The sequence below is a fragment of the Micromonospora sp. NPDC048169 genome (assembly GCF_040652815.1).
In the GTDB taxonomy this organism is placed as follows: domain Bacteria; phylum Actinomycetota; class Actinomycetes; order Mycobacteriales; family Micromonosporaceae; genus Micromonospora.
This window is the reverse complement of record NZ_JBEZMS010000008.1, coordinates 175,418-201,123: the sequence shown is the minus strand read 5'-3', so window position 1 is coordinate 201,123 and position 25,706 is coordinate 175,418. Positions and strand designations below refer to the sequence as shown.

Below are 25,706 nucleotides of genomic sequence, written 5' to 3'. Positions count from 1 at the left end.
CCGGAGTCGGAGCGCTAGCGGAGCGACGGACGCGCGCCCAGGCGGCGGCGCGTGCGGCCCGTTGCGGGCCGCCTTGAAGACGTACAGAAACTTTGCACACATCGCCGGCAGCCGGCCGGCCCGGTCGCCAAGCCGTCACGGGATGGCGCGGATCTCACGGGCTCCGTAACCTGACCGCATGGCCGCCCTCGTCGATGTCGCCCGGGAAATCGCTCGGCTCAAGCTGGAGAGTCCGCTGCCGCGTCGGTGGAACCACGTCCAGGCGGTCGCCGCCAAAGCGCGAACCGTCAGTGAGGCGGTGCCGGTCGAAGACCGTGACGTCCTCGTAGCGTCCGCGTGGCTGCATGACATCGGCTACAACCCCGACCTTGTCGACACGGGCTTTCACGCACTCGACGGTGGCCGGTGGCTGCGGCGTGAACACTTCGACGGGAGGATTGCCGCCCTGGTGGCGCACCACTCGTGCGCCTGGCTTGAGGCTGAGGAGCGTGGACTCCGTGAAGTCCTGGCGGCTGAGTTCCCGCGAGAGGAAACGGCGGTCACCGACGCGCTGTGCTTCTCCGACATGACCACCGGGCCGGACGGGCAGGACTTCGAAGTGTTGGAGCGGCTGGCCGAGATTCGGTCCCGGTACGGGCCGGATCACCTGGTGACCCGATTCATCATTCGTGCTGAACCGGAGATGGTTGCTGCCGTCCAACGCACCGAGCGCCGTCTGCCCGGCCGGGTTCGTCAGCCGATGTAGGGTTCGCCGCGCTCCTCGTACCCGTGCTGGATGCGGAGCAGTGTCGACGGGTGGATGTCCAGCGTCCCGAGCTCGTTGTGTTCGATCCATCGGACGTCGCTCGACTCGTCGCTCGGGGTCGGCTCGCCGCCAACTGGTACGGCGCGGAAGCAGAGTGAGAACTGCTGCCGCACCTCGCCGTCCGAGTACTCGATCACGTGGCCGGGGTCGGAGTAGACACCGACCAGGCCGACCACCTCGACGTGGATGCCGGTTTCCTCGCGGGTCTCCCGAACGGCCGTCTGCGCGACCGACTCCCCGATCTCCTGGCCGCCGCTCGGCAGTGACCACAGCCGGTTGTCGGTGCGCTGGATGAGCAGCAGCCGGTCACGGTCGTCCCGCACGAAGACGGACACCGCCACGACGATGGTGTTGGCCTTCGGCGCGTTCGGGTCGTGGTAGTGCTCGGTCCTCGTCATGCCCCTAGGCTGCCACCTCATCAGCCTTCTGCGACCAGGAGGCCGACAGGACCCGGTCAAAGCTGTCGGAGTAGGTGCGGAACAGGTCGCCACCGTTGATCCTGCGCAGGTGCATCACGGGCGCGTGTGGTGCCGGGAACCCGAGCACGTGCATATTCACCAACATCTCGTCGTCGAAGCGGTAGATCGAGTTGTACAGGGTGGTGTCGTGGTAGAGCACCTTGATCCCGGGCACGCCAGCCAGTCGGTTGTAATACTGCTGCACCTGGCGGATCTTTGCCGCCATGACACCGGGCGTCCCTTCCTCGACGCTCTTGCGCTCGATAGCGCCGCTGGTCGGGTCGCCGAGCAGAATCGTGACCTCGACGCCGTCATTCGCCTTCTGACACAGGGTGTCGACAAGCATAGGGTCCTGCTCCACCAGGAACAGGCCAGCGTAGGCCAAGACGTCGATCCGCTTCTGTGCGCGTTCGATCAGCCGGCGCCAGAGGTCGTACGGCACGGATGAGCGCCGAGAGTAGAGCTGGATCATCTCGCTCTGCCCGATCCGTGACGCGGCTTCTGAGGTCACCGCGTTCGGCCACAGGTAAGACTCATCCTCGCGGACGAGAGCGGCGATTGCGTGCCGATGGCGTGGGTAAGGCGTCCGGTCCTGCGTGATCCACCGCTCCACCGTCTTCGGATCGACCCCGATCTTCTCGGCGATCACTGTGGGCGTCATGCCGTTGCGGAGGATGGCGTCACGGAGGCGGTTGTTCGACATCTGACCCTCCAAGCGGGACAACTAGGACGCATTCAAGATAGCAAAGACGTCCCTAGTCGTCCACGTTGTCGGGTGGCCCGTCCTGCCATTTCCGGGAGTGTTGTCGGCAGAGGCCAAGAGCAAATGTCCACCGGGGACGCGCTCACTTTATGGCCCGACGACACAGGAGGTCTGTTGTGAAGCTGTACGTGGACACCACGAGCAAGCAGGTGACGGCGTCGAAGGACCCGGAGCCGAAGAACGACCAGAACGGCAACCAGAAGTCCGAGAAGAACACGGGCCGGCTGATGTGGTCCACCCAGGTCTTCGTGCTCGACGAGACGGGCGGGGAGGTCATCACCATCACCACGGCGGGTGAGAAGCCGAACGTGAAGGTGGGCGACTTCCTGGCGGTCGAGCAGTTGGAGGCCATCCCCTGGGCGACCAACGGGCGTAACGGCGTCGCGTTCCGGGCGGTGTCCCTGAAGCCGAAGAACGGAAGTTCGGCCGGCAAGTAGGTCACTTCGCACGACGTGCTGTGTGTGCCACTGGTGTCCGTGGCCACCGCGCCAAGCGGCCTGATGGTCCGCTGAACCCATCTTCAATGACGGTTCCGGGAGTGTTCCTGACTCCTACATCTCCCGGCCCGGTCGCCACCTGGCAGTGGTGACAACCCCGAAGGAAATGGCCCGGGGTCGGTACTGACTCCTACGTCTGCCGACCCCGGTGCCGCCACTCATCCGACCCAACTGGCATTGGGAGGACTCGTCGTGTCCAAGTCTAGCCCCCGCCGCTTCGGCGGCAAGTCAACCGGAACGGTGACGGTCATCGAGGCCAAGGTTCACCGTTCCTCCGCGCGTAACGCCCGCATGGCGTTCATCCTCACCGCCGTCATCGTCGGCGTCCTGTCGGCCGTGGTGGCCGCCGCCTACTGGCACCCGATCGTGGCCCTGTTCGTCGGTGCCCTGATCGGCGTTCCGACCGGCGGCCTCGTGTGGCTGCTCGTGCGGATCTGGCCGGTGATCCGGCTGCTGTGGTGGTGGACCCCGGAAACCCTGCTGAGTGCCGGGCTGCTGACCGGCTGGGTGCAGCTGGCCAACCACACCCCGACCGTGGTGACCCTGATCGTGGTCGCCCTGGTCGTCGGCGTCCCGGCCGCCGTTCCGGTGGTTCGCCGCCAGGTCAAGGCGTGGGGATGGTGCCTGGTCGTGCGCCACCGGCTGCGCGTGTGCTTCGCGCAGTTCATCATCGCCAACCAGTCCGGCTCGCTGCCGCTGATCCTGTGGGCTCGTCCCACGCCGGTCGGAGAGCGGGTCTGGGTGTACCTGCGCCCGGGCCTGTCGGCCAAGGACCTGGAATCGCGGCTCGACAAGATCGCCGTGACCTGCCACGCCTCCACCGTGCTCATCGAGCGGGCCGGGGAGAGCAACGCCGCCTACCTGCGGTTCGACATCAAGCGTCGCGAGGTGCTCAACGCCCGCGTCAGCTCTCCGCTGGTCGACGCCATCGACCGCAACGCGCCCGTGTCGGCGTCGCCGCTGACGGTGCCCACCGCCCTGGACCTGCCGGACGTCGACGCTCCGACGATCACCCTCCCGACCCAGGGCAAGCCGGCGCGCAAGCCCGCCACGACCGCCAACGGCAGCAAGCCCGCGGCTTCCTCCGCGTCATCCCTGCCGGACGACGACACCTCCGACTGGATCTGACACCCAACCCACCTCGGACGCGGGGAGCCATTACCGGCTCGCTCGTGTGGCTTCCCGCGCCCACAACGCCCCAGGAGGGCATCTCATGACCACCACAACCCCCGCTCCCGCTGCTGCGGTGCCGGTGGGTGCTGGCCTGTCGATGTTCGACCCGGTGTTCATCGGGATCGACGAGTTCGGCCAGCCCGTCTACCTCGACGTCGTCTACCACAACCTCCTCGCCGCCGGTGAGCCCGGCGGCGGCAAGTCCGGCCTGGTCAACAACATCTGCGGCCACGGCGTCCTGTGCGACAACACCCGCCTGGTGCTGTTCGACGCCAAGCTCGTCGAACTCGGCCCCTGGCGCGACCTGGCCGACGCGTTCATCGGCCCCGACATCGACCAGGGCATCGAGGTGCTGCGCCGCCTCTTGGTCGTGGCCACCAACCGCTACACCTGGCTGCTGGCCAACCGGCGCCGCAAGCTCGCCGAAGGCGACGGCATGTCGGTCATCCTCACCGTCATCGACGAACTCGCCATGTTCTCCACCGTGCTGGGGACCAAGGCGCAGCAGGAAGAGTTCTCCACCCTGCTCCGAGGTCTCGTCTCGTTGGGCCGGGCCTGCGGTATGCCGGTGGTCGCCGCGACGCAGCGGCCGTCGTGGGACATCATCCCCGCCAGCCTGCGGGACCTGTTCGGCTACCGGGCCGCGTTCCGCTGCACCTCGCTGAACAGCTCGAACATCATCCTCGGCCAGGGCTGGGCCGAGCAGGGCTACACCGCCTCCGACATCGCCCCCACCAACCAGGGCGCGGCCTACCTCCTGGCCGAAGGCGGCGTTCCCCGCCGCATCAAGGCCGCCTACCTCACCGACACCGACATCTACAACATCGCCGACTACGCCGCCTGGACCCGCCGCCGGCAGCCCCTTCCCACCGCGATCCCCGACCTCAGCCGGGTCGACCTGAGGGAGGCGGCGTGACCACCCGGGAGCACGCCTACGCGCGTGCCAACAACCAGCGGGCCGCCCAGTTCACCGAACTGTGGATCGTCGGGCGTCCCGAGGACATCGCCGCCATGGTCCAGGTCGCCTCGGCCAGCGGCCGACTCGTCTACCTGTCCGCCCCGCGCTCGATGGGCGGCGACGACACCCGCCAACGCCGCTACCTGCGGCTGCGCACCACCTGAATCGGCCGACAGGACCGGATCGGCCTCGCAAGCACACCGGTCCTGCCGACCACCCACCAAGCCCATCTGAAAGGACGTGGCTGCCATGAAGGCTACCCAAAACCCGACCACCGGAGTCCAGGTCACACCCGCTGACCTGCTCCGGATGGCTGCCCTCTACCTGCGCCGGCACGGCTGGCACCAGGGCACCTACTACAACAACCTGTTCCCCGTCGACTTCCTCACCCCGCCGGCCTGCGCCGCCGGGGCCATCGGCATCGCCAGCGCCGGCCACAAGGTCGAGCACTTCTCCCAGCTCGATCCTGACACCCTCACCGACTACCTAGCGGCCATGGCCGCGTTCGTCGACTACCTCGACAACTTCGCGCCGGTCTTCCACATCGACGAGGACGGCTACCTCCTCGACGAGCACACCTCCCCCTACTCCTGGAACGACGACCCCGCCCGCACCGTCGAGCAGGTCATCACCGCCCTCAACGCGGCTGCCGACGAGTGGGACCGCCTCCACACCCAGGAAGGCGGGAACCGATGACCACCGTCAAGAAGCCCTTGACGCCGCGCATCCCGGCGCAGCGTCGCCGGGACGTCGTCGAGAACGACGAGTTCGCCGCGTTCGCCCGACGCATCATCCGCGCCCACGGCCGCCGCGTCGCCGCCGGCGACGTCGAAGCCCTCCGCGACCTGGTCGCCCTGTCGACCAACCTGGATGAGGCCATCGGTGAGGCCGTCATCGGCCTTCGGGCGTTCGGCTACTCCTGGTCCGAGATCGGCACCCGGCTCGGCATCTCCAAGCAAGCCGCCCAACAGCGCTGGGGCGGTGAGAAGCCGTGACCGACCTCCGCTCTCCCGAGCTGGACACGCTCACCGAGCGCACCGGCATCCGGGTCGAGTTCTACGACCCGCATGGCACCCGCTACGGGTTCCCCACCTTCCCCTACCACGCCGCCCCGACCGGGCTGGCCACCGTGCGGCAGCTGCGCGCCGCCGGCCTTCGCCCCAACGGGCAGAACCCGATTGCGCAGATCTACTGGCGGCACCGCAAGCAGCGCCGGGTCGCCTACCTCTACCGCCTGGACCTGGCCGCGCCCAAGCGCACCGCCACCCCGGCCCAACGCGACGCCATCGCCAAGGCGCTTCGTGCCCGTCGTACCTGCCGCCACTGCGGCGTGGTGCAGCCCTACTACATCCCCCGCCGCTACGGCTGCTGCCTCACCTGCCACGAAGGGAACCCGTCGTGACCTTCCACCTGACTGATCCGTGCCTGTGGTGCATCGAGGGCAGCAGCCCTGCCGGCATCCACGACATCCTCGGCCCGGTCTACAAGCCCTGCCCCGTCTGCCTCGGGACCTGCGCCCTCTGCGAGGGCGACGGGCTGTTCCCGGCCGACTTCACCTGCCTGCCCTGCTTCCGGCAGCAGCTCGCCGCCCAGGGCCTCGCGGCGATCATGTGCGCCCACTGCTCCGGCGTGGTCGACCTCATCCCCCTCGACAGCATCCCGGCACCGGAGGTGACTCCCCATGTCGAGCACTGACCCGAGCACCTTCACCCACCAGTTCGCCGCCGAGTACGCCCGCAACGCCGTACCCGCCATGCTCAAGGCGATCAGCTCCATCAAGCGCTACAACCGCTTCGTTCTGCTCGGTGCGCTGCTGACCAGCTACCTGCACCAAGCCCACTACCTCTGGACCGAAGAGGCGGGCTACTTCGCCTACCTCGTCCCGCTGATCTTCGACGCCGCGATGGTGTCGATGCTGACCGTCGTCCGCACCTCCGGCATCGCCAAGGATGCCAAGCGCGGAGCACTGGTCGTGTTCGCCTGCGCCGCGCTGCTGTCGGCAACCATCAACTTCGCCTCCCCCGGCAGCCTCGGCCTACGCCTGGTCTTCGCCCTGGTCGTCGTCCTCGTCATCGGCGTGGAACTCGTCGCCGGACGCATCCGCCCCGACTTCGCCGCCATCGAAGCCGAAGCCGCCGCCCTGCTCACCGCCGCCCGCAACCTGACGGCCACCCCCGAGCACCCCACCCAGCCCAAGCAGCCGGCCGAATCGCCGGCTGTCACGCCGGACACCACCGCACCGGCCGCCGACACCACCGCCGTCGACACCCCACCGGCCGCCGCGCCGGCTGTCATCGAGGCACCCGCGCTCACCCCGATCCCGGCCACCCGGCCGGAGGTCCCCGCGCACCTGGTGCCCACCGCCCGCTTCGCCATCCGCCAGCACGAGCAGACCAACGGCCGACCCATCACCGCCGACGAACTCGCCGCCCTGCTCACCGTCACCCCGGCGATCGCCCGGGAACTGCTGCACTCCATCAACGGCCATAGCACGGCCGTCAACGGCACCCCCGTCGCCGGTGGTGCCCGATGACCATCCACGTCGTCGACATCCAGCACTTCACTCACACCTGCCCGGCCTGGCCGGACGAGCCTCACCCCTACGACACCCGACGCACCATCGTCGACATCACCCCCGGCGGACCCTGCCGGACCCCGGTCACCATCCGCTGCGGCCAGGTGACCACCACCATCGCGTGCCACCGACACGAACCGGCCGACCGCCAGTGCGGCGCCTGCCGGCTCATCGTCACCACCCGACGCATCACCGAGGTCTTCATGGGCCACTACGGCCCCGACCACACCCGGCACCTCGACGAGGTGTCCGCCTGATGGCGTCGACGCTGGACCTCACCCCCCGCGCTTCGGCCCGGGGGGTGGGCTCGAACGCCGACACCACCGCCACCATCTACGGCTACACCGCCGCCGGCTCCGCCTTCCACCGCGCGACCCAGCCCGACTACTTCGGCTGGATCGAACACGTCCGCGCCGCCGCCGGCTGCACCCGCCCCATCCGGCTGGCCGGCAGCCTCCACACCGTCGAACCCGCCACCGGCCGAATCCTCGACTCCCGGCACACCGACGCCATGCCCGACGCCGCCATCTACAAGGCGTGCGGCAACCGCCGGTCCAGAGTCTGCCCCGCCTGCGCACAGACCTACCAGCGCGACGCCTTCCAACTCCTGCGCGCTGGCCTCGTCGGCGGCAAAGGCGTCCCGGACAGCGTCGCGTCGCACCCGGCGGTGTTCGCGACGTTCACCGCGCCATCGTTCGGCACGGTTCATTCCCGGGTGGTCAAGCGGCACACCTGCCGTAACCGCCGCCGCTGCGACTGCCGCGCCGAGCCCTGCCACGCCCGCCGCGCCGACGACCCGGCCGCCGGCCTGTGCGCCCACGGCCGGCCCGCCGTCTGCTGGGCACGCCACGAGCAGGGCGACACCGTCATCGGCCGCCCGCTCTGTCTGGACTGCTACGACCACGGCCACCAGGTCGTCTGGAACATCTTCTCCGGCAAGCTGTGGCACCGCACCAAACAAGCCGCGGAACGCTGGCTCGCTCAGCTCGCCCACCGACGCGGCGTCCCCCGCGTCGAGATCCGCACCGCCTCCGGCAAGCTCCGCACCCTGCCCCCGGTCCGCCTCTCCCCCGGCAAGGTCGCCGAACTCCAAGCCCGCGGAGCAGTGCACTTCCACGCCATCGCCCGCCTCGACGGCGTCGAACCCGACGACCTCGACGCCATCGTCCCCCCACCGGCCGACTTCACCACCGCCGACCTCGTCGACGCGCTGCGCCACGCCGCCCGGCAGGTCGCCTTCCACACCCCGGACCACCCCGACCGGCCCGAGGGCTGGCTCATCGCCTGGGGCGAACAGCTCGATTTGGAACCCATCACGACCGACGGCACGGGCGAAGTCACGGACAGCCTCGTCGCCGGCTACCTTGCCAAGTACGCCACCAAGAGCACCGAGGCCACCGGGCACACCTCCACCCGCCTGACCGCCGACAGCATCGGCGACTACGCCGACCCCCACGGCGACCACACCGCCCGCCTCATCGACGCCTGCTGGCGCATCGGCCGACCCACCGGCACCCCCGAGCCGCTATCGGAGCGGCCCCGCGAACCTCGGCCACGCCCTGGCTTCGTCCCGCGCTGGGAGTGCCCCGACTGCGGCACCCACACCCGATACGCCGCCTGCCCCGTCTGCGTCGCCGACCGTCAAGCCGCCCTTGACGCCGAACCGACGAAACCGGCCAGCGGCAGCCCTTACACCCGGCTGCGGCGGTGGGCGCACATGCTCGGCTACGGCGGCCACTTCCTCACCAAAGCCCGCCGCTACTCGGTGACCTTCCAACTCCTGCGCGACACCCGCGTGCAGTTCCGGCGCCACGAGCACCAGGACCACGAGCACCCCACCGCCGGCGGACCAACCGCCGCCCCGCTCGCCGAGGACACAACGCTCACCGTCGGCACCCTCACCTTCGCCGGCGTCGGCTGGCACACCACCGGAGACGCCCTGCTCGCCAATACAGCCGCCGCCATGGCCCGCGAGCGACGAACCACCGGCCGCGAAGAACTCGCCCACGAACTCAGCACCAATCCGGCCGCCGCTACGCCGGCTGCCGCTTGACCCCTCGACCGTAGGAGACGACATGACCACCGCCCGCCCGCCCAAGCTCTGGACTGTCGACGACGTCTCGGCATACCTGGGCGTTCCTGTCCAGACGCTCTACACCTGGCGCAAGCGCCGCACCGGACCACCGGCCGCACGCGTCGGCCGACACCTCCGCTATGACCCGGACGCCGTCCGGGACTGGTTCCTCCAGCAGACCGCCGCCTGACCGAAGGAACTAACCATGGCTCACATCGAGGACCGCTGGTACAAGACCGTCATCGTCGACGGGCGGCAGGTCCAGACGCCGAAGGCAACCCACGGCAAGGGAATGCGCTACCGGGTCCGCTACATCGGTCCCGACGGTCGGGAGCGCTCGGAGTCCTTCCCGGACAAGCGCAGGCGGGATGCCTCGGCGTTCCTGGCCCAGGTCCAGGCCGACATCCTCAAGGGTACGTATGTCGACCCGGACGCCGGTCGGGTGACGTTCCGCAAGTACGCCGACGAGTGGCTGAGCGCCGCCTCCTGCGACGAGTCGACCCGCGAACGGCTGGAGCGACAGTTCCGCCTACACGTCTACCCGGTCTTCGGCGACCGGCCCCTCTCGGCCGTCCAGCCGAACACGATCAGGGCCTGGGCCAAGCAGCTCCAAGACTCGGGCTTGGCGGCCAGCTACCGCCGCAACCTGTTCAACGACGTGTCGATGATCCTGAACGCGGCCGTCGACGATCGGAAGGTCATCAGCAACCCCTGCGCGCTCAAGACGGTCCGGGCTCCCCGGTACGTCCCGGTCAAGGTCGTCCCCTGGTCGACGGAACGCCTCACCGCCTTCCGTTCGGTGATGCGGGAGCGCTACCGGGTAGCCGTCGACCTGGGTGCCGGCTGTGGGCTCCGGCAGGGCGAGATCTTCGCCGTCAGCCCGGACGACGTCGACACCACGCGCCGGCTGCTCCACGTCGTCCGCCAGATCAAGATCGTGCGAGGAACGCTGGTGTTCGCCCCGCCCAAGGGCGGCAAACTGCGCGAGGTCCCGCTACCCGACGCGGTCGCGACACGCCTTCGTGAGCACGCCAAGCAGGTCAACCCCGTGCCGGTGACCCTGCCGTGGGGCACCCCAGACGGCGAACCTCGGACCGTCACCGTCTATCTGAGTACCGCCAACGGCGACGCGATCAGCCGGCCGTCCTTCAACGCCAACGTGTGGAAGCCGGCCATCCGGGCAGCCGGCGTCGAGGACACCCGGCAGAACGGCATGCACGTCCTGCGCCACACGTACGCCTCGGTCCTGCTCGACGCGGGCGAGAACATCAAGGCACTGTCGCTGTACCTCGGCCACGCCGACCCGGGCTTCACGCTGCGGGTCTACACCCACCTGCTGCCGACCAGCGAGGACCGCACCCGCCGAGCGATCGACGCCGCCTTCGGGCACGGCCCGACCGACCCCGACGGCCTGGCGACGGCCTAGCCGGGTGCCGCCACCCTGTTTGCCCAGCTCAGGCAGGGTGACGGCGTCACTTGGCGTTGAAGTAGTTCGCCTCCGGGTGGTGCACCACGATCGCGTCGGTGGCCTGCTCCGGCACGAGCTGGAACTCCTCCGACAACTGCACGCCGATCCGCTCCGCGCCCAGCAGCTCCACGATCTTCGCCCGGTCCTCCAGGTCCGGGCAGGCCGGGTAGCCGAACGCGTACCGGCAGCCCCGGTAGTCGGTGCGCAGCAGACCGGCCAGGTCGGCCGGGTCGTCGTCGGCCAGGGTGCCGCCACCGGGCAGCACCAGCTCGGCCCGGATCCGCCGGTGCCAGTACTCGGCCAGGGCCTCGGTGAGCTGCACGGACAGGCCGTGCACCTCCAGGTAGTCGCGGTACTCGTTGCCGGCGAACATCTTCGCGGTGTATTCGCTGATCGGCTGCCCGACGGTGACCAGCTGCAACGCCACCACGTCGAGCTGGTCGCCCTTGGGCCGAAAGAAGTCGGCCAGGCACAGCCGCCGCTCCTGCCGCTGCCGGGGGAAGGCGAACCGGGCCCGCTCGCTGTGGCCGTTCTCGTCCAGCACCACCAGGTCGTTGCCCTCGGAGTACGCGGGGAAGTAGCCGTACACCACTGCCGCCTCCAGCACCTGGTCGGAGATCAGGCGGTCCAGCCAGTACCGCAGCCGGGGCCGGCCCTCGGTCTCCACCAGTTCCTCGTACGACGGTCCCTTGCCGCCGCGGGCGCCGCGCAACCCCCACTGGCCCAGGAACGTGGCGCGCTCGTCGAGCAGCGCCGCGTAGTCGGCCAGCGGCACGCCCTTGACGACACGGGTGCCGAAGAACGGCGGCTTCGGCACGGCCACGTCCGTCGCCACGTCCGAGCGGACCGAGGAGTCGTCCAGTTCGGGCAGCGCCTCGCGGACCTGCGCCCGCTGCCGCTCGCGGCGCTCCCGGCGGGCCGCCAGTGCCGCCTCGCGCTCCGGGTCGATCACCGGCGCGCCGCCGCGCTTGGCCGCCATCACGCGGTCCATCAGGGACAGCCCCTCGAAGGCGTCGCGGGCGTAGTGCACCTGGCCCGGGTAGATCGACCGGAGGTCGTCCTCGACGTACGCGCGGGTCAGCGCCGCGCCGCCGAGCAGCACCGGCCACCGCTCGGCCACGCCGCGGGAGGCCATCTCGGCCAGGTTCTCCTTCATGATCACGGTGCTCTTCACGAGCAGGCCGGACATGCCGATCGCGTCGGCCCGGTGCTCCTCGGCGGCGTCGATGATCGCGTTGATCGGCTGCTTGATGCCGATGTTCACCACGTCGTAGCCGTTGTTGGACAGGATGATGTCGACCAGGTTCTTGCCGATGTCGTGCACGTCGCCCTTGACGGTGGCGAGCACGATGCGGCCCTTGCCGTCGTCATCGGTCTTCTCCATGTGCGGCTCCAGATAGGCCACCGCGGTCTTCATCACCTCGGCGGACTGGAGCACGAACGGCAACTGCATCTGGCCCGAGCCGAACAGCTCGCCGACCACCTTCATGCCGTCCAGCAGCAGGTCGTTGATGATGGACAGCGGCGTACGCCCCTGCGCCATCGCGGTGTCCAGGTCGGCCTCCAGGCCGTTGCGCTCGCCGTCGATGATCCGCCGCTTGAGCCGCTCGTCCAGCGGCAGCGCGGCCAGCTCCTCGGCCCGGGTGGCGCGCGCCGACGCCGCGTCCACGCCCTCGAACGCCTCGATGAACCGCTGCACCGGGTCGTAGCCTTCGCGACGGCGGTCGTACACCAGGTCGAGCGCCACCTCACGCTGCTCGTCCGGGATCCGCGCCATCGGCAGGATCTTGCTGGCGTGCACGATCGCCGAGGTCAGCCCGGCCTGGGCGCACTCGTGCAGGAACACCGAGTTGAGCACCTGCCGCGCCGCCGGGTTGAGACCGAACGACACGTTGGAGATGCCGGCGGTGAAGTTGACGCCCGGGTAACGCGCGGCGATCTCCCGGATCGCCTCGATCGTCTCGATGCCGTCGCGGCGGGTCTCCTCCTGCCCGGTGGCGATCGGGAACGTCAGCGCGTCGATGAGGATGTCCTCCCGGCGCATCCCCCACCGGCCGGTCAGGTCGTCGATCAGCCGGCTGGCCACCCGTACCTTCCACTCGCGGGTGCGGGCCTGGCCCTCCTCGTCGATGAGCAGCGCCACGACGGCGGCGCCGTGCTCCTTGACCACCGGCATGACCCGCGCGTAGCGGGAGTCGGGGCCGTCGCCGTCCTCGAAGTTGACCGAGTTGACCACGCACCGGCCGCCGAGCATCTCCAGCCCGGCCTCGATGACCGCCGGCTCGGTGGAGTCCAGCACGATCGGCAGGGTCGAGGCGGTGGCGAACCGGCCGGCCAGCTCCCGCATGTCCTGCGTGCCGTCGCGGCCGACGTAGTCGACGCAGAGGTCGAGCAGGTGCGAGCCGTCGCGTGCCTGGCTGCGGGCGACCTCCACGCAGGCCTGCCAGTCCCCGGCGAGCATCGACTCGCGGAACGCCTTCGAGCCGTTGGCGTTCGTCCGCTCCCCCACCATCAGGACGCTGGCGTCCTGGGCGAACGACACGTGGTGGTAGATCGAGGAGACCCCGGCCTCCGGCTCCGGCTCGCGCGCCACCGGCGCCCGCCCGCCCAGCCGATCCACCAGCACCCGGATGTGCTCCGGGGTGGTGCCGCAGCAGCCGCCGATCAGGCCCACGCCGTAGTCGGTGACGAACTGTTCCAGCGCGTCGGCCAGCTCGTCCGGGCTGAGCGGGAAGTACGCCCCGTCGGCGGTCAGCACCGGCAGGCCCGCGTTCGGCATCACCGAGATCGGGATACGCGAGTGCTGCGCCAGGTAACGCAGGTGCTCGCCCATCTCCGCCGGGCCGGTGGAGCAGTTCAGCCCGATCAGGTCGACGCCGAGCGGCTCGATCGCGGTCAGCGCGGCGCCGATCTCACTGCCCAGCAGCATGGTGCCGGTGGTCTCCACCGCGACCTGGCAGATGATCGGCACGTCCCGGCCGGCCTCGGCGCGGGCCCGCTTCGACCCGACCACCGCCGCCTTGACCTGGAGCAGGTCCTGGCAGGTCTCGATGATCAGCGCGTCCGCCCCGCCGGCGATCAGGCCGGCCGCGTTCTCCTGGTACGCGTCGCGCAGCGAGGCGTAGGTCGCGTGGCCCAGCGTGGGCAGCTTGGTGCCCGGGCCCATCGAGCCGAGCACGAACCGGGGGTGTTCCTCCGTCGCGTACGCGTCGGCCGCCTCCCGCGCGATCCGCGCGCCCGCCTCGGACAGCTCCCGGATCCGGCCGGAGATGCCGTACTCGGCGAGGTTGGGCAGGTTGGCGCCGAACGTGTTGGTCTCCACGCAGTCCGCGCCCGCCGCCAGGTAGGCGTCGTGCACGCCGCGGACCACGTCCGGCCGGGTCACGTTGAGGATCTCGTTGCAGCCTTCGAGGCCGTCGAAGTCGTCGAGGGTCAGATCGGCGGCCTGGAGCATTGTCCCCATCGCGCCGTCCGCGATCAGGATCCGATCGGCCAGCAGGTCACGCAACGAGATAGACACATGCTCCAGGGTAGTGCTCCCGACTGCGGCACAGTTATCCGAACCGGCCCTTCCCACATACTGCCCATCGGGCCCGCGTACCCCTTTCCGCCGGTTCGCCCGGGTGGTCCGGCCCGGCGACCGGCGCGGCCGACGGGCCGGCCCCGGCGGCGGCACGTAGGCTGACGGACGTGAAGGACAACAGGGGTGCGACAGTGCGACGGGGCGACGCCGCGCCCGACGAGCAGGGTGAGGTGACGGCGTGACCGAGTTCGACGGGCTGCCGGTACTGCGCTCGCCGGTCGCCATCGCGGCCTTCGAGGGCTGGAACGACGCCGCCGACGCCTCCACCGCCGCCGTGGAACACCTGGAGCAGGTCTGGCAGGCCCGGCAGGTGACCGAGCTGGACCCGGAGGACTTCTACGACTTCCAGGTGAGCCGCCCGACGATCACCATGGCCGACGGCGAGACCCGGCGCGTCGAGTGGCCCACCACGCGCTTCATGGTGGCCAGCCCGGAGGGCACCGAGCGGGACGTGGTGCTGATCCGGGGCATCGAGCCGAGCATGCGCTGGCGGACGTTCTGCGAGCAGGTGCTGGAGATCTGCCACAGCCTGGAGGTCGAGCGGGTGGTGCTGCTCGGCGCGTTGCTGGCCGACGTGCCGTACACCCGGCCGCTGCCGATCAGCGGCAGCGCGTCGGACGCCGACGCGGCCAAGCGCTACCAGCTCACCCCCACCCGGTACGACGGACCGACCGGCATCGTCGGCGTGCTGCACGACGCCTGCACCCGGGCCGAGGTCGACGCGGTGTCGTTCTGGGTGCACGTGCCGCACTACGCCAACAACCCGCCCTGCCCGAAGGCCACCCTCGCGCTGCTCCACCGGGTCGAGGAGGTGCTCGACCTGCCGGTGCCGATGGCCGACCTGGCCGAGGAGGCCGCCGAGTGGGAACAGCGGGTGCGCAGCGCCGCCGAGCAGGACGCCGAACTCGGTGAGTACGTGCGTGAGCTGGAGGAACGGGTCGGCGACGCCGGCATCACCCCGCTGACCGGGGACGAGATCGCCCAGGAGTTCGAGAAGTACCTGCGCCGCCGCGGCGGTTCCGCCGGGCCGACAGCGGGTTCCTGGTAGCTCTTTCCGTCGAAGCCGGGCTTCCCTTGTCGGGGCCCGGCTTCTTCGTGTCCGGGGTGGTGCCGTCACACCCTCTAGGGCATCCTAGGAACCTAGCTGTTCTGAGGAGGCCTGCATGCAGATCAACCCGGGCGCGGCCGAGTTCCCGCACCGGCAGATCGCCGCGCAGCTCAAGGCCCAGGTGCGCCGCGGCGACTGGGGGCCGGGCGAGCGGCTGCCGTCCATCCCGGCCATCGCCGAGATGTTCGGCGTGGCGAAGCAGACCGTGCAGCGCGCCGTCGACCAGCTGCGGGTCGAGGGCATCCTGATCACCAAACCCGGCTCCGGTACGTACGTCCGGGGCACCCGGCGCCGCCTCAACCGCCTGTCCCGGGGCCGGTACGGCGGCTTCCGCGGCTACCACACCGACCTGGCCGCCCGGTACCGCCAGCAGCTCGTCTCCGTCGGCCGCTCCCCCGCCCCGGCCGAGGTGGCCGACGCGTTCGGCGTCACCGACGGCACCGAACTGCTCTGCCGGCGGCACCTGGTACGCACCGACGACTCCCCGGTCGAGGTCGGCGCATCGTGGTTCCTGCCCGCCGACACCGCCGGCACGTCACTGGAGCGGGCCGAGGCGTTCGGCCGGCCGCTCTACCAGGAGGCGGAGGAGGTCACCGGCCGGCGGTACGTCACCGCCACCGACACGATCAGCGCACGCCAGCCCAGCCGGGAGGAGGCGGAGATCCTCCAGATCCGCCCGGACACCCCGGTGCTGCACCTGCTGCACGTCGCCTACGACGAGCGGCACAAGCCGATCGAGGTCGCCCAGGCGACCTGGCCGGGCCCGATGACCACGCTCACCGAGGAGTACAAGATCCCCGCCCCCGCTCCCGACCAGGACCCCGACCCCGGCCTGGTCCTGGGCTGACGCTCCCGGCTCCTGGCGCCCGGCGCCAAACCGCCCTCGACACACCCACCACGTTCCACCCGCCCTTCGAAGAGCGTGATCTTGCGGTTGCGGACCCCGCGAACCGGCACAAAAGGGCGGGAACGGGAGCCGCAAGTGCAAGATCGGCGCGGCGGGAGGGAGGCGGGAGGGCGAAGAGGGCGCGGGCGCGGTGGGTGGGCTAGAGGGCGATGCCGAGGAGGGCGTCCACCGTGTCGCGGAACAGTGCCGGGGCGGCCGCGTCCTCCGTGACGCCGTTCAACGCGCCGTCGGCCCAACGGTCGGCCGCCGTCAGGGCACCCGGCGTGTCAAGGTCGTCGGCCAGGCGCTCGCGTACCTCGGCCAGCAACGCCGCCCCCGACGGGCCCGCGGGCGCGGCGGCGGCCCGCCGCCAGCGGCCCAGCCGCTCCCGCGCCTCGGTGAGCAGTTCGTCGGTCCAGGAGCGGTCGCTGCGGTAGTGGCCGCTCATCAGCGCCAGCCGGACCGCCATCGGGTCGACCTTGTCGGCCCGGAGCCGGGACACGAAGACCAGGTTGCCCTGGGACTTCGACATCTTCTCGCCGTCCAGGCCGATCATGCCGGCGTGCACGTAGTGGTCGGCGAACGGCGCCTCGCCGGTGAGCCGCTCGGCGTGCGCGGCGGAGCACTCGTGGTGCGGGAAGATCAGGTCGTTGCCGCCGCCCTGCACGTCGATCCGGTCGCCGAGCAGGTTCAACGCGATGACCGTGCACTCGATGTGCCAGCCGGGACGGCCCGCGCCCAGGTCGCCGCCGGGCCACGACGGCTCGCCCTCGCGGGCGCCGCGCCACAGCAGCGGGTCGAGCGGGTCACGCTTGCCGGCGCGCTCCGGGTCGCCGCCGCGCTCGGCGAACAGCTCGATCATCTGCTCGCGGGACAGGTTGGACTCGTAGCCGAACCGGGGCGCGGCGGAGACGTCGAAGTAGACGTCGCCGGTGCCGTCGTCGAGGCGGTACGCCGCGCCGTCCTTGAGCAGCACCAGCACCTTCTCGGCGATGTCCGGGATCGACTCGACGGCGCCGACGTAGTGCGCCGGCGGGATCATCCGCAGCGATTCCATGTCCTCACGGAACAGCGCGGTCTCCCGCATGGCCAGGACCTTCCAGTCCTCACCGTCGCGCTCGGCGCGCTCCAGCAGCGGGTCGTCGATGTCCGTGACGTTCTGCACGTACCGCACGTCGAGGCCGGCGTCACGCCACATCCGCTGCACCAGATCGAAGGCGATCATGGTGGCGGCGTGCCCGAGGTGCGTCGCGTCGTACGGGGTGATGCCGCAGACGTACATCGAAGCGCTGCCCTCGGGCCGGCTGGGATGGGCGCCCTGCCGCGCCGAGTCGTACAACCCCAGCGGCACGCCCTCGCCGGGCAGCCGTGGCACCTCGTGTCCCGCCCAAGACTCCATGACCGCCAGCCTAACGATCCGTCAGACGCTCGGGTGCCGCCCTACGGGTGATCAACACGACAACGGCTCACATCGGCGGCCATGGCATCGCCGGCCACTCCTGCGGCGGCAGCGGGAACCGGCCGGACTCGCGCAGCCGCTCGACCCGTGCCGCCAGCGCGGCCAGCTCACCGATGGTCAGGTGCTCGGCCAAGTCGTCGCCCAGTGGCCCGCGCAGCTGCGCGGTCAGGCCGTCGAGCATCTCCACCGCGTCCGGCGGCAGCTCACGGCCGGCCCAGCCCCACAGCACCGTACGCAGCTTCTCCTCGACGTGGAAGCTCACGCCGTGGTCGACGCCGTAGATCCGGTCGTCCTGGCCGACGAGGACGTGCCCGCCCTTGCGGTCGGCGTTGTTGATGACCGCGTCGAGCACGGCGAGCCGGGCCAGGCGGGGGTCGTCGGCGTGCGCCAGCGCGTACGCCGCCCCGTCGTCGTCGCGGGCCGCGGCCACCGGGAACCAGCGCGGCGGGATCTCCCGGGCCGGCACGAAACCGACGAGCGGTTCGGCGTCGTCCGGCTCGTCGATCCAGAGCTGGCACGAGCCGGGCCCGAACGGGCCGTCCCGCAGCACCGTCGGCGGCACCAGATCCCAGCCGGTGGCCCGGGACACCAGGTAGGCGGACACCTCCCGGCCGGCGAGCGTGCCGTCCGGGAAGTCCCAGAGCGGGCGCTCACCTCGTACCGGCTTGTAGACACAGTGCGCGGTCACCTCGCCGAGGGCGATGACGCCGCGCAGCGTGGCGTTTGAAGCGTCGACGAGCCGCCCCTCCAGGGTCAGCTCACCGTCGGCGAGCAGCCGCAGCGCCTCGGCGCCGTCCTGTCGGGGCTGCAGTTCCGACGAGGTCACCGGTGATAGCCGTTGTGCCGGGGGCAGAGGTGACCGGCCGGGTCGAGCGGCTGGCCGCAGAGCGGGCAGGGGGGCCGGCCGGCGTTCACGACGCGCTTGGCCCGCTCGATGAACTCGCGGGTCGCCTCCGGGGTCAGCCGCACCCGCAGGCGGTCGAGGTCGTCGTCCGGCTCGTCCGGGTCCTCGTCGGCGTCGTCGTCCGCGTCGCCCAGCTCGACCTCGACCTCCGCCTCACCGACGGCGATCGCCTCGATCACCACGGTCGCGGTGTCCACGTCGAAGGCCAGGCCCAGCGTGCCGACCCGGAACTCCTCGTCGACAGGCGTGTCGAGCGGCTCGTTGTCACCGGTCACCGTGGTGACCGGCTCCGGCAGCTTCACGCCGAAGCGGCGCTGCGCCTCGGCGAGCAGCTCCTCGAGCTTCTCGGCGAGCAACGACATCTGGACCTTCTCCAGCGACACGCTGACCAGCCGGCCGCCGCCGCGCGCCTGGAGGAAGAACGTGCGCTCCCCCGGCGGGCCGACCGTACCGGCGACGAACCGCTCCGGCGGCTCGAAGGCGTGCACCTGGTGCGTCATACCCACGACCCTATCCGGCGTGTGGAAGCACCGTGCAGCCCACCGATGCCGAATCCGCCCAGAGCGAACGCGCCGTGTCCGCCGGTCTCACCCGGCCGCGCCCGCGCCCCCGCCGACCGCCGCGTCGGACTCCGCCGCCCGCGCCGCGCGCCGGCGCCGCTTGCGCGGCGGCGGGACCAGCGCCGACAGGTCGCCGCCGGTGTCGTTGAGCCGGACCAGGAACGGCCGCAACGGGGTGTAGCGGATCGCCGTCACCGACGCCGGGTCGGCCACGATCCGCTGAAAAAGATCAAGGTGTACGCCGAGCGCGTCCGCCACGATCGCCTTGATCACATCGCCGTGGCTGCACGCCAGCCAGACCGCCTCCGGCCCGTGCTCGGCGGTGACGCGCGCGTCCCACGCCCGTACCGTCGCGACTGCGCGCGCGGACATGGCCGCCATCGACTCCCCCTGCGGAAACGCGGCGGCGCTCGGGTGCTGCTGCACCACCGGCCAGAGCGGCTCCTTAGCCAGCTTCTTCAGCGACTGGCCCTCCCAGTCGCCGTACCCGCACTCGATCAACCCCTCGTCGGCCACCGGCTCGGCGCCCGGCAGGGCCAGCTCCAGGGTCTGCCGGCAGCGGATGAGTGGGCTGGTCACCACCGCCGCCAGCGGCAGTCCGGCGAGGCGCGCGCCGACCGCCGTCGCCTGCGCCCGGCCGGTGTCGTCCAGCTCGACCGGTTGCCGTCCGGCGAGGCCGCCGTCGGCGTTCGCGGTGGTACGGCCGTGTCGCAGAAGCAGAAGGGTCGCCACGCTGACCACCCTAGGCGGTACGTCCCGCGATGATCGTCCCGCCACGGCAGCCCGCCCCGTCCGCCGCCGCCCGCCGGTCACGAAGTCGGCCGGGACGTAACAGCCGCTTGGCGCCGCACTCGCGATCTTGGTACGAAACCGCCCTCATGGCGGCCGTCCCGTACCAAGATCGCGCGCCAGGCGGGGCCGCGCCGGAACGGATGGCCGGCGGGATCCGCGCCTCGCATCGGTCGCCGCCACCCGGCGTGGGTCGATCATGAAGTTGCCGGCCACAAACCGGACAATGGATGCCGCTAGGTTCATGATCGGCGTGAGCCCTGCCGAGGGCAGTCGGGTTTGGCGGGAGCCGGCGGGCGGGTCGGGAGAGTCGAGGCCTGCGCGGTGGCTGAGCCCGCCGTCGGCTCCTCTTGAGCGCTGCGGCGGTCCAATGCGGGAGATCTTGGAAGATTTCGGCCCCCATAAGGGCCGTTTCCTTCCAAGATCTCCCGCCGGGCCGGATCGGGGCGGGATGCGCCGCGCTCTTCGTGCGGGCAGGCTCGACGGACTGGTTGCGCCATACCGGTCCCACCCGTGTTGTTGACCATGAGGTTGGTGGTGACAAACCGGACACCGGACGCCGCCAACTTCATGATCGACGCGTGGAGGACGGGCGGCGGGTAGGTGAGGTGAGTGGGGTGGGCGGGGTGTCGGGTTTGGGGGTGGTCGGGGACACCCCGGTGGCGGAATCGGGGACCGGGCCGGGGCGTTATACCTGGTGCACGACCGCAGCAGCGCGCCTCCCGCACCCCAGCCGGGGTGGGCGGCACGGCCCTGGGAATGACGGGTGGGCCGGTGGTCGTTGCACATACCTCCGGCCACGACCTCAGCCCCGCGCCGTCCGGCGTGAGCGGGCGCGGCGTGAACCGGACCGACCCCCCTTTTTTGAAGAGCGCCTGACGGTGCTCGCACCCGCACCGCATCCCCCCCTTCACGGCGCGGGCGTCGACCCCCGAATGGAGCCCCCCATGAACAGCATCCTGCGTAAGAGCGTCCTCGGTATCGCCGGTCTGACCGTCGCCGGTGGCCTCGCCGCCGGCCCCCTCAACCACACCGACAGCACCCCCACCACCCGGGACACCGCCGTCACCACGACGCAGGCGGCCACGCTCGACACCGCCACGCTCATCCCGCACGGCGTCCAGGGCACCCAGTCCCACATCGACCTGACCGACGAGCAGACCGCCAACGTCAAGGCGATCATCGCGGCGACGAAGAAGGCCGGTATGGACGAACGCGCCGCCGTCGTGTCGATCGCCACCGCCCTGCAGGAGTCGAAGCTGGAGAACCTCGGCCACCTCGGTGACCGTAACGACCACGACTCGCAGGGCCTGTTCCAGCAGCGTCCCTCCAGCGGGTGGGGCACGGTGGAGCAGATCACCGACCCCGAGTACTCCACGACCGCGTTCCTGAAGGGTCTCAAGCAGGTCGACGGCTGGCGCGACATGCCGCTGACCAAGGCCGCCCAGACCGTGCAGGTGTCGGCCTACCCGGACCACTACGCCCAGTGGGAACAGCAGGCCGCCGACCTCGTCGCCCAGCACTGGAACAGCTAAGACGAACAAACAGCGAAAGGCCGGCGCCCCGAACCAACGGGGTGCCGGCCTCTTCGCGTACCGGGAAACAGCGTCAGGTGGCGCTGATCGTGCCGGTGGCCAGCAGGCAGATCACCAGGCTGCCCAGCGCCACCCGGTAGAGCACGAAGACGTACAGCGTGTGGTGGGCGACGTAGCGCAGCAGCCAGGCGATGGCCGCGTACCCGACGGCGAACGCGATGAGCGTCGCGATCACCATCTGCGCCACGCTCGGCGCGGCGGTGCCCGGCGCGGACGGCTCGAAGACGTCCGGCAGGCTGAACACGCCGGAGATCACGACTGCGGGGATGGCCAGCAGGAACGAGTAGCGGGCCGCGGTCTCCCGGGTGAGGTTGAGCAGCAGGCCCGCGGTCAGGGTGCCGCCCGAGCGGGAGACGCCGGGCACGAGCGCCGCCGCCTGGGCGAAGCCCATCACGACGCCGTCGCGCATCCGGAAGTTCTCCAGCGTACGGGTCTGCCGGCCCCAGTACTCCGCGAAGGCCAGCAGCATCGCGCCGATGATCAGGGTGCAGGAGATCAGCCAGAGGTTCCGGCCGGCGGTGCGGATCTGGTCCTTGAAGATCAGCCCGAAGATGCCGATCGGGATGGTGCCGACGATGACGTACCAGCCCATCCGGTAGTCGAGGCTGGACCGCACCGAGCGGTCGACAAGGCCGACGAACCAGGTCCGGACGATCCGCCAGATGTCCTTGGCGAAGTAGATCAGGACGGCGGCCTCGGTGCCGAGCTGGGTCACCGCGGTGAACGACGCGCCCGCGTCCCGGCCGAAGAACAGCGCCGAGGTGATCCGCAGGTGCCCCGAGGAGGACACCGGAAGGAACTCGGTCAGTCCCTGGACCAGGCCCAGGACGACGGCCTCGATCCAGGTCACTCGCCGACTCCGGACAGCTCCAGCGCCTCGGCGACGGTACGCAGGGTCTGCACCCCGCTCTCCCGGTCGGCCACGAACAGCGACACCGACAGCGTGGTCACGCCCGCGGCGGCGTACTCCCGCATCCGCTCGGCGATACGCTCCTTCGGGCCGAGCAGGGAGGTGCGGTCGATGAACTCCATCGGTACGGCGGCGGCCGCGTCGCGCTGCCGCTTGGCCAGGTAGAGGTCCTGCACCTCGCGGGCCGCGTCGCCGTAGCCCATCCGGGTGGCGAGCTGGTTGTAGAAGTTCTGCTTGCGGCTGCCCATGCCGCCGACGTACAGCGCGGCGTACCAGCGCACCAGCTCGGCGCAGGTGGCGATGTCGTCGCCGACCACGACCGGCACGGACGGCACCACGTCGAAGCCGGCCAGCTCCTTGCCCGCCGCCGCACGGCCGGTCCGCACCGAGGCGAGGTGCTCATCCGCGAACTCCGGGGAGTAGAACACGGCCAGCCAGCCGTCGGCGATCTCGCCGGCCAGCTCCAGGTTCTTCGGACCGACGGCGGCCAGGTAGATCGGGATGTGCTCGCGCGGCGGGTGGAAGCCCAGCCGCAGCGCCTTGCCGGGGCCGTCGGGCAGCGGCAGCGTGTAGTGCTCGCCGTCGTACGCGACCTCCTTGCGGGCCATCGCGAGCTTGACGATGTCGACGTACTCCCGGGTGCGGGCCAGCGGCTTGGCGAACCGCACGCCGTGCCAGCCCTCGGAGACCTGCGGGCCGGACACGCCCAGGCCGAGCCGGAACCGGCCGCCGGAGAGCGTGTCGATGGTCGCGGCGGTCATCGCGGTCATGGCCGGGGTACGGGCCGGGATCTGCATCACCGCGGAGCCCACGTCGATGCGCTCCGTCTGCCCGGCGATCCAGGCCAGCATGCTCGGCGAGTCCGAGCCGTACGCCTCCGCGGCCCAGACCACCGAGTAGCCGAGCCGGTCCGCCTCCTGGGCCAGCGCCAGGTGATCAAACGGTGTGCTCCACGCCGTCTGGTATCCGAGGTTGAGCCCGAGTCGCACTGATCCTCCCACCGTCCGCACCACAGGTCGCATCAGGTTACGCAATGAGCGTGGCGCCCTCGACGTCCGGCTCGCCCCGAACATGTCACACCGGGTGGAGGTCGCGCGGGAAGTTGACTGCGGCGAGGATATCCGTGACGCCGGGTTCGAAATAAGGTTCACCCATGCAACAGCGACCGCTCGGCCGAAGCGGGCTGGCGGTATCGCGGCTCGCGCTCGGCACCATGACCTGGGGACGGGACACCGATGCCGACGACGCGGCCGCCCAGCTGAAGAGTTTCCTCGACGCGGGCGGCAACCTCGTCGACACCGCCGACGTGTACGCCGACGGCGACGCCGAGTCGGTGATCGGCTCACTGCTGGGCAGCCTGGTGGACCGCGACGAGCTGCTGATCGCCACCAAGGCGGGCCTGCGGCCGGGCGCCCGCCGGCGGGACGGCTCGCGGGGGCACCTGCTGCGTACGCTCGACGCCTCGCTGCGCCGGCTCGGCACCGACCACGTCGACCTGTGGCAGGTGCACGGCTACGACCCGGACACCCCGCTGGAGGAGACGCTCTCGGCTCTGGACCACGCCGTGTCCAGCGGCAAGGCCCGCTACGTGGGCGTGTCGAACTTCTCCGGCTGGCAGACGGCCCGGGCCGCCGCCTGGCAGGCCGCCTGGCCGGGGCGTGCCCCGGTGGTCGCCGCGCAGGTGGAGTACTCGCTGCTGGAGCGCGGTGTGGAACGGGAGGTGCTGCCCGCCTGCGCCGGGATGGGGCTGGGCGTGCTGCCCTGGTCGCCGCTGGGCCGGGGCGTGCTCACCGGCAAGTACCGCAACGGCCGCCCGGCCGACTCACGGGCGGTGTCGCCGCACTTCGAGCGGTTCGTCGCGACGTACCTGGAACCGCGCTGCTCCAGCATCGTGGAGGCGGTCGCCATCGCGGCCGGTGGGCTCGGCGTGTCGCCGCTGGAGGTGGCGCTGGCCTGGGTGCGGGACCGGCCGGGCGTGACCGCGCCGATCCTTGGCGCCCGGACCGTCGGGCAGCTGCTCGGCGCGTTGCAGGTGGAGCGGATGACGCTGCCGGAGGAGATCGTCACGGCGCTGGACGACGTGTCGGCGGTGCCGGTGGGCTACCCGGAGCGCGACGGCTGAGCCGCGGGGGCGACCGGGGTCACCCGCAAGGGGTGGCGGAGGGTCCGCGAGCTGGGCAGCATAGGGGCATGGACTACGAATACGCGCCGCTGCGGTTGCCCTCGAACGTCGATCGGCTGACCGCCGCGGCGCAGCTGGCGATCCAGGCCGAGTTCTCCGGCTGGGAGCTGGCCCGGGTGCGGCTCTACCGGGACGGCACGCGGCAGGTGGTGCTGCGGCGCCGCCTGGTCAACCAGTCGCAGCCGGGCCTGTCGTACTGAGCAGGCCCGTCCCCGGGGCACGCGTGGCGCGGCCCCGGGGACGCGCACGGCCTAGTGGGCGTGGTCGTGCTCCTCGTCGAGCTCCATGAACGGGTGCTCGTCGAGCCGGCCGACCAGCCGGTCGTCGGCAGCAGGCTGGAACGGGCCGACCGGGTCGTCGTCGTCGAACGACTCCAGGTCGACGGGGGTGCCGACCTCGCTGACCATCACCACCCCGTCCAGCGGTTCCAGCTCCGGCACGTCGAGCGCGGACAGCGAACCGTCGCCGCTCTGCAGCAGCTCCAGCACCGCCTCGCCGACCCCCTCGACCGGCGCCGGCTCGTCGTCCTCCGGGGTGCCCTCGCGGCGGGCCGCCTCGGCCGCGCGCAGCAGCGCGGCGACGCTCGGCACCCGGTAGTCGCGCCGCTGCCGCACCGAGATCACCCGCGGGTGCGGGTCGGTGGGCTCGCCGCCCTCCACGGAGCCGAAGCGCTCGTCGGCCTCGTCCGGGTCGATCGACTCCACGTCCCAGGGCGTCACCTCGCCGAACGCGTCGAGCAGCTGCTCGTCGTAGGCGAACGAGGCGTTGTTCAACGCGACGTACGCCTGCCAGACGGCGTCGTCGTCGATCCGGCCCTGGGCGGCCCGGACGGCGGCCAGGTGGGCGCGGGCCGCGTCGATCACCCGCTCGAGGGCGGCGTCCAGCTCACCGTGCTGGTCGGTCATGTGTGGCAGTCCCTTCGCGATGGGGGGAGGTTCCGCGCCGGCGGCGCCGCGGCG

General features: G+C 71.0%; 29 protein-coding genes. 19 read left to right on the top strand and 10 right to left on the bottom strand.

Features of this window, described 5'->3' with window-relative positions; all coding sequences use genetic code 11:
- Positions 1 to 178: 178 nt before the first annotated feature.
- Entirely contained in the window at positions 179 to 745 is a 567-nt protein-coding gene (locus AB0D28_RS10390) for an HD domain-containing protein (RefSeq protein WP_357384277.1), read from the top strand.
- Here the strand turns inward: AB0D28_RS10390 and AB0D28_RS10385 are convergent.
- Together AB0D28_RS10385 and AB0D28_RS10380 are read right to left on the bottom strand one after the other, a co-directional pair.
- On the bottom strand, positions 733 to 1,203 hold the full coding sequence (locus tag AB0D28_RS10385; protein WP_357384275.1) for an NUDIX domain-containing protein: 471 nt from the start codon (positions 1,201 to 1,203) through the stop codon (positions 733 to 735). The genes AB0D28_RS10390 and AB0D28_RS10385 overlap by 13 nt on opposite strands.
- A 4-nt stretch (positions 1,204 to 1,207) precedes the next feature.
- Positions 1,208 to 1,966: an XRE family transcriptional regulator gene (locus AB0D28_RS10380; RefSeq protein WP_357384273.1), complete on the bottom strand. Its 759-nt coding sequence runs from the start codon at positions 1,964 to 1,966 to the stop codon at positions 1,208 to 1,210.
- A 176-nt stretch (positions 1,967 to 2,142) separates the two neighbouring features.
- Here AB0D28_RS10380 and AB0D28_RS10375 point away from each other — a divergent pair, with 176 nt between their 5' ends.
- From AB0D28_RS10375 to AB0D28_RS10315, 13 genes are all read left to right on the top strand, one after another.
- Positions 2,143 to 2,463 (top strand): hypothetical protein, encoded by a 321-nt coding sequence (locus tag AB0D28_RS10375; protein WP_114919390.1) that lies wholly within the window; start codon positions 2,143 to 2,145, stop codon positions 2,461 to 2,463.
- A 300-nt stretch (positions 2,464 to 2,763) separates the two neighbouring features.
- Positions 2,764 to 3,651: a hypothetical protein gene (locus AB0D28_RS10370; protein ID WP_357384293.1), complete on the top strand. Its 888-nt coding sequence runs from the start codon at positions 2,764 to 2,766 to the stop codon at positions 3,649 to 3,651.
- A gap of 85 nt (positions 3,652 to 3,736) precedes the next feature.
- Complete coding sequence (locus AB0D28_RS10365; RefSeq protein ID WP_357384271.1) at positions 3,737 to 4,612, top strand: FtsK/SpoIIIE domain-containing protein; 876 nt, start codon at positions 3,737 to 3,739, stop codon at positions 4,610 to 4,612.
- Complete coding sequence (locus AB0D28_RS10360) at positions 4,609 to 4,818, top strand: hypothetical protein (RefSeq protein WP_151010795.1); 210 nt, start codon at positions 4,609 to 4,611, stop codon at positions 4,816 to 4,818. Before AB0D28_RS10365 ends, AB0D28_RS10360 begins: the two co-directional genes overlap by 4 nt.
- A gap of 85 nt (positions 4,819 to 4,903) precedes the next feature.
- Positions 4,904 to 5,350, top strand: a complete 447-nt coding sequence (locus tag AB0D28_RS10355) for a hypothetical protein (RefSeq protein ID WP_357384268.1) — start codon at positions 4,904 to 4,906, stop codon at positions 5,348 to 5,350.
- A complete protein-coding gene (locus AB0D28_RS10350; RefSeq protein ID WP_357384266.1) occupies positions 5,347 to 5,649 on the top strand; it encodes a hypothetical protein in 303 nt (100 codons plus the stop codon). Before AB0D28_RS10355 ends, AB0D28_RS10350 begins: the two co-directional genes overlap by 4 nt.
- Positions 5,646 to 6,056, top strand: a complete 411-nt coding sequence (locus AB0D28_RS10345) for an RRQRL motif-containing zinc-binding protein (protein WP_357384264.1) — start codon at positions 5,646 to 5,648, stop codon at positions 6,054 to 6,056. The genes AB0D28_RS10350 and AB0D28_RS10345 overlap by 4 nt, the downstream gene beginning before the upstream one ends.
- Positions 6,053 to 6,349, top strand: a complete 297-nt coding sequence (locus AB0D28_RS10340; protein ID WP_357384262.1) for a hypothetical protein — start codon at positions 6,053 to 6,055, stop codon at positions 6,347 to 6,349. Before AB0D28_RS10345 ends, AB0D28_RS10340 begins: the two co-directional genes overlap by 4 nt.
- Positions 6,336 to 7,187 carry a DUF2637 domain-containing protein gene (locus AB0D28_RS10335; protein ID WP_357384260.1) on the top strand — a complete coding sequence of 284 codons (852 nt, stop codon included), beginning with the start codon at positions 6,336 to 6,338 and terminating at the stop codon, positions 7,185 to 7,187. Before AB0D28_RS10340 ends, AB0D28_RS10335 begins: the two co-directional genes overlap by 14 nt.
- Complete coding sequence (locus tag AB0D28_RS10330; RefSeq protein ID WP_357384258.1) at positions 7,184 to 7,486, top strand: hypothetical protein; 303 nt, start codon at positions 7,184 to 7,186, stop codon at positions 7,484 to 7,486. Before AB0D28_RS10335 ends, AB0D28_RS10330 begins: the two co-directional genes overlap by 4 nt.
- Positions 7,486 to 9,282, top strand: coding sequence for a replication initiator (locus AB0D28_RS10325; protein WP_357384256.1), 1,797 nt, complete (start codon positions 7,486 to 7,488; stop codon positions 9,280 to 9,282). The genes AB0D28_RS10330 and AB0D28_RS10325 overlap by 1 nt, the downstream gene beginning before the upstream one ends.
- A 22-nt stretch (positions 9,283 to 9,304) precedes the next feature.
- Complete coding sequence (locus AB0D28_RS10320) at positions 9,305 to 9,493, top strand: helix-turn-helix domain-containing protein (protein ID WP_357384254.1); 189 nt, start codon at positions 9,305 to 9,307, stop codon at positions 9,491 to 9,493.
- Between the two features lie 15 nt (positions 9,494 to 9,508).
- Complete coding sequence (locus AB0D28_RS10315; RefSeq protein WP_357384252.1) at positions 9,509 to 10,729, top strand: site-specific integrase; 1,221 nt, start codon at positions 9,509 to 9,511, stop codon at positions 10,727 to 10,729.
- A 46-nt stretch (positions 10,730 to 10,775) separates the two neighbouring features.
- On the opposite strand, the gene metH is transcribed toward AB0D28_RS10315, so the two are convergent.
- Positions 10,776 to 14,291: a methionine synthase gene (gene metH / locus AB0D28_RS10310; RefSeq protein WP_357384250.1), complete on the bottom strand. Its 3,516-nt coding sequence runs from the start codon at positions 14,289 to 14,291 to the stop codon at positions 10,776 to 10,778.
- Between the two features lie 241 nt (positions 14,292 to 14,532).
- Between metH and AB0D28_RS10305 the strand changes: the two genes are divergently transcribed.
- Together AB0D28_RS10305 and AB0D28_RS10300 are read left to right on the top strand one after the other, a co-directional pair.
- Complete coding sequence (locus tag AB0D28_RS10305) at positions 14,533 to 15,402, top strand: PAC2 family protein (RefSeq protein WP_030504102.1); 870 nt, start codon at positions 14,533 to 14,535, stop codon at positions 15,400 to 15,402.
- 115 nt (positions 15,403 to 15,517) lie between these two features.
- Positions 15,518 to 16,309, top strand: a complete 792-nt coding sequence (locus tag AB0D28_RS10300) for a GntR family transcriptional regulator (RefSeq protein WP_194801606.1) — start codon at positions 15,518 to 15,520, stop codon at positions 16,307 to 16,309.
- Between the two features lie 199 nt (positions 16,310 to 16,508).
- On the opposite strand, the gene mshC is transcribed toward AB0D28_RS10300, so the two are convergent.
- From mshC to AB0D28_RS10280, 4 genes are all read right to left on the bottom strand, one after another.
- Positions 16,509 to 17,747 (bottom strand): cysteine--1-D-myo-inosityl 2-amino-2-deoxy-alpha-D-glucopyranoside ligase, encoded by a 1,239-nt coding sequence (gene mshC / locus AB0D28_RS10295; RefSeq protein ID WP_357384248.1) that lies wholly within the window; start codon positions 17,745 to 17,747, stop codon positions 16,509 to 16,511.
- A 67-nt stretch (positions 17,748 to 17,814) separates the two neighbouring features.
- Positions 17,815 to 18,633: an SCO1664 family protein gene (locus AB0D28_RS10290; protein ID WP_357384246.1), complete on the bottom strand. Its 819-nt coding sequence runs from the start codon at positions 18,631 to 18,633 to the stop codon at positions 17,815 to 17,817.
- Entirely contained in the window at positions 18,630 to 19,211 is a 582-nt protein-coding gene (locus AB0D28_RS10285) for a DUF3090 domain-containing protein (RefSeq protein ID WP_357384244.1), read from the bottom strand. The genes AB0D28_RS10290 and AB0D28_RS10285 overlap by 4 nt, the downstream gene beginning before the upstream one ends.
- Positions 19,212 to 19,298: 87 nt before the next feature.
- Positions 19,299 to 20,012, bottom strand: coding sequence for a histidine phosphatase family protein (locus tag AB0D28_RS10280; RefSeq protein ID WP_357384242.1), 714 nt, complete (start codon positions 20,010 to 20,012; stop codon positions 19,299 to 19,301).
- Positions 20,013 to 21,007: 995 nt separating this feature from the next.
- On the opposite strand from AB0D28_RS10280, the gene AB0D28_RS10275 reads away from it, so the two are divergent.
- Positions 21,008 to 21,595, top strand: a complete 588-nt coding sequence (locus AB0D28_RS10275) for a hypothetical protein (RefSeq protein ID WP_357384240.1) — start codon at positions 21,008 to 21,010, stop codon at positions 21,593 to 21,595.
- A gap of 73 nt (positions 21,596 to 21,668) precedes the next feature.
- On the opposite strand, the gene AB0D28_RS10270 is transcribed toward AB0D28_RS10275, so the two are convergent.
- Together AB0D28_RS10270 and AB0D28_RS10265 are read right to left on the bottom strand one after the other, a co-directional pair.
- Positions 21,669 to 22,505, bottom strand: coding sequence for an undecaprenyl-diphosphate phosphatase (locus AB0D28_RS10270; protein WP_252453980.1), 837 nt, complete (start codon positions 22,503 to 22,505; stop codon positions 21,669 to 21,671).
- Positions 22,502 to 23,554: an LLM class F420-dependent oxidoreductase gene (locus AB0D28_RS10265; protein WP_357384237.1), complete on the bottom strand. Its 1,053-nt coding sequence runs from the start codon at positions 23,552 to 23,554 to the stop codon at positions 22,502 to 22,504. The genes AB0D28_RS10270 and AB0D28_RS10265 overlap by 4 nt, the downstream gene beginning before the upstream one ends.
- Positions 23,555 to 23,718: 164 nt before the next feature.
- On the opposite strand from AB0D28_RS10265, the gene AB0D28_RS10260 reads away from it, so the two are divergent.
- Together AB0D28_RS10260 and AB0D28_RS10255 are read left to right on the top strand one after the other, a co-directional pair.
- Positions 23,719 to 24,687: an aldo/keto reductase gene (locus AB0D28_RS10260; RefSeq protein ID WP_357384235.1), complete on the top strand. Its 969-nt coding sequence runs from the start codon at positions 23,719 to 23,721 to the stop codon at positions 24,685 to 24,687.
- A 68-nt stretch (positions 24,688 to 24,755) separates the two neighbouring features.
- Entirely contained in the window at positions 24,756 to 24,947 is a 192-nt protein-coding gene (locus tag AB0D28_RS10255) for a DUF5703 family protein (protein ID WP_030274256.1), read from the top strand.
- A 51-nt stretch (positions 24,948 to 24,998) separates the two neighbouring features.
- Here the strand turns inward: AB0D28_RS10255 and AB0D28_RS10250 are convergent, their stop codons facing one another.
- Positions 24,999 to 25,652, bottom strand: coding sequence for a hypothetical protein (locus AB0D28_RS10250; protein WP_357384233.1), 654 nt, complete (start codon positions 25,650 to 25,652; stop codon positions 24,999 to 25,001).
- Positions 25,653 to 25,706 lie beyond the last annotated feature (54 nt).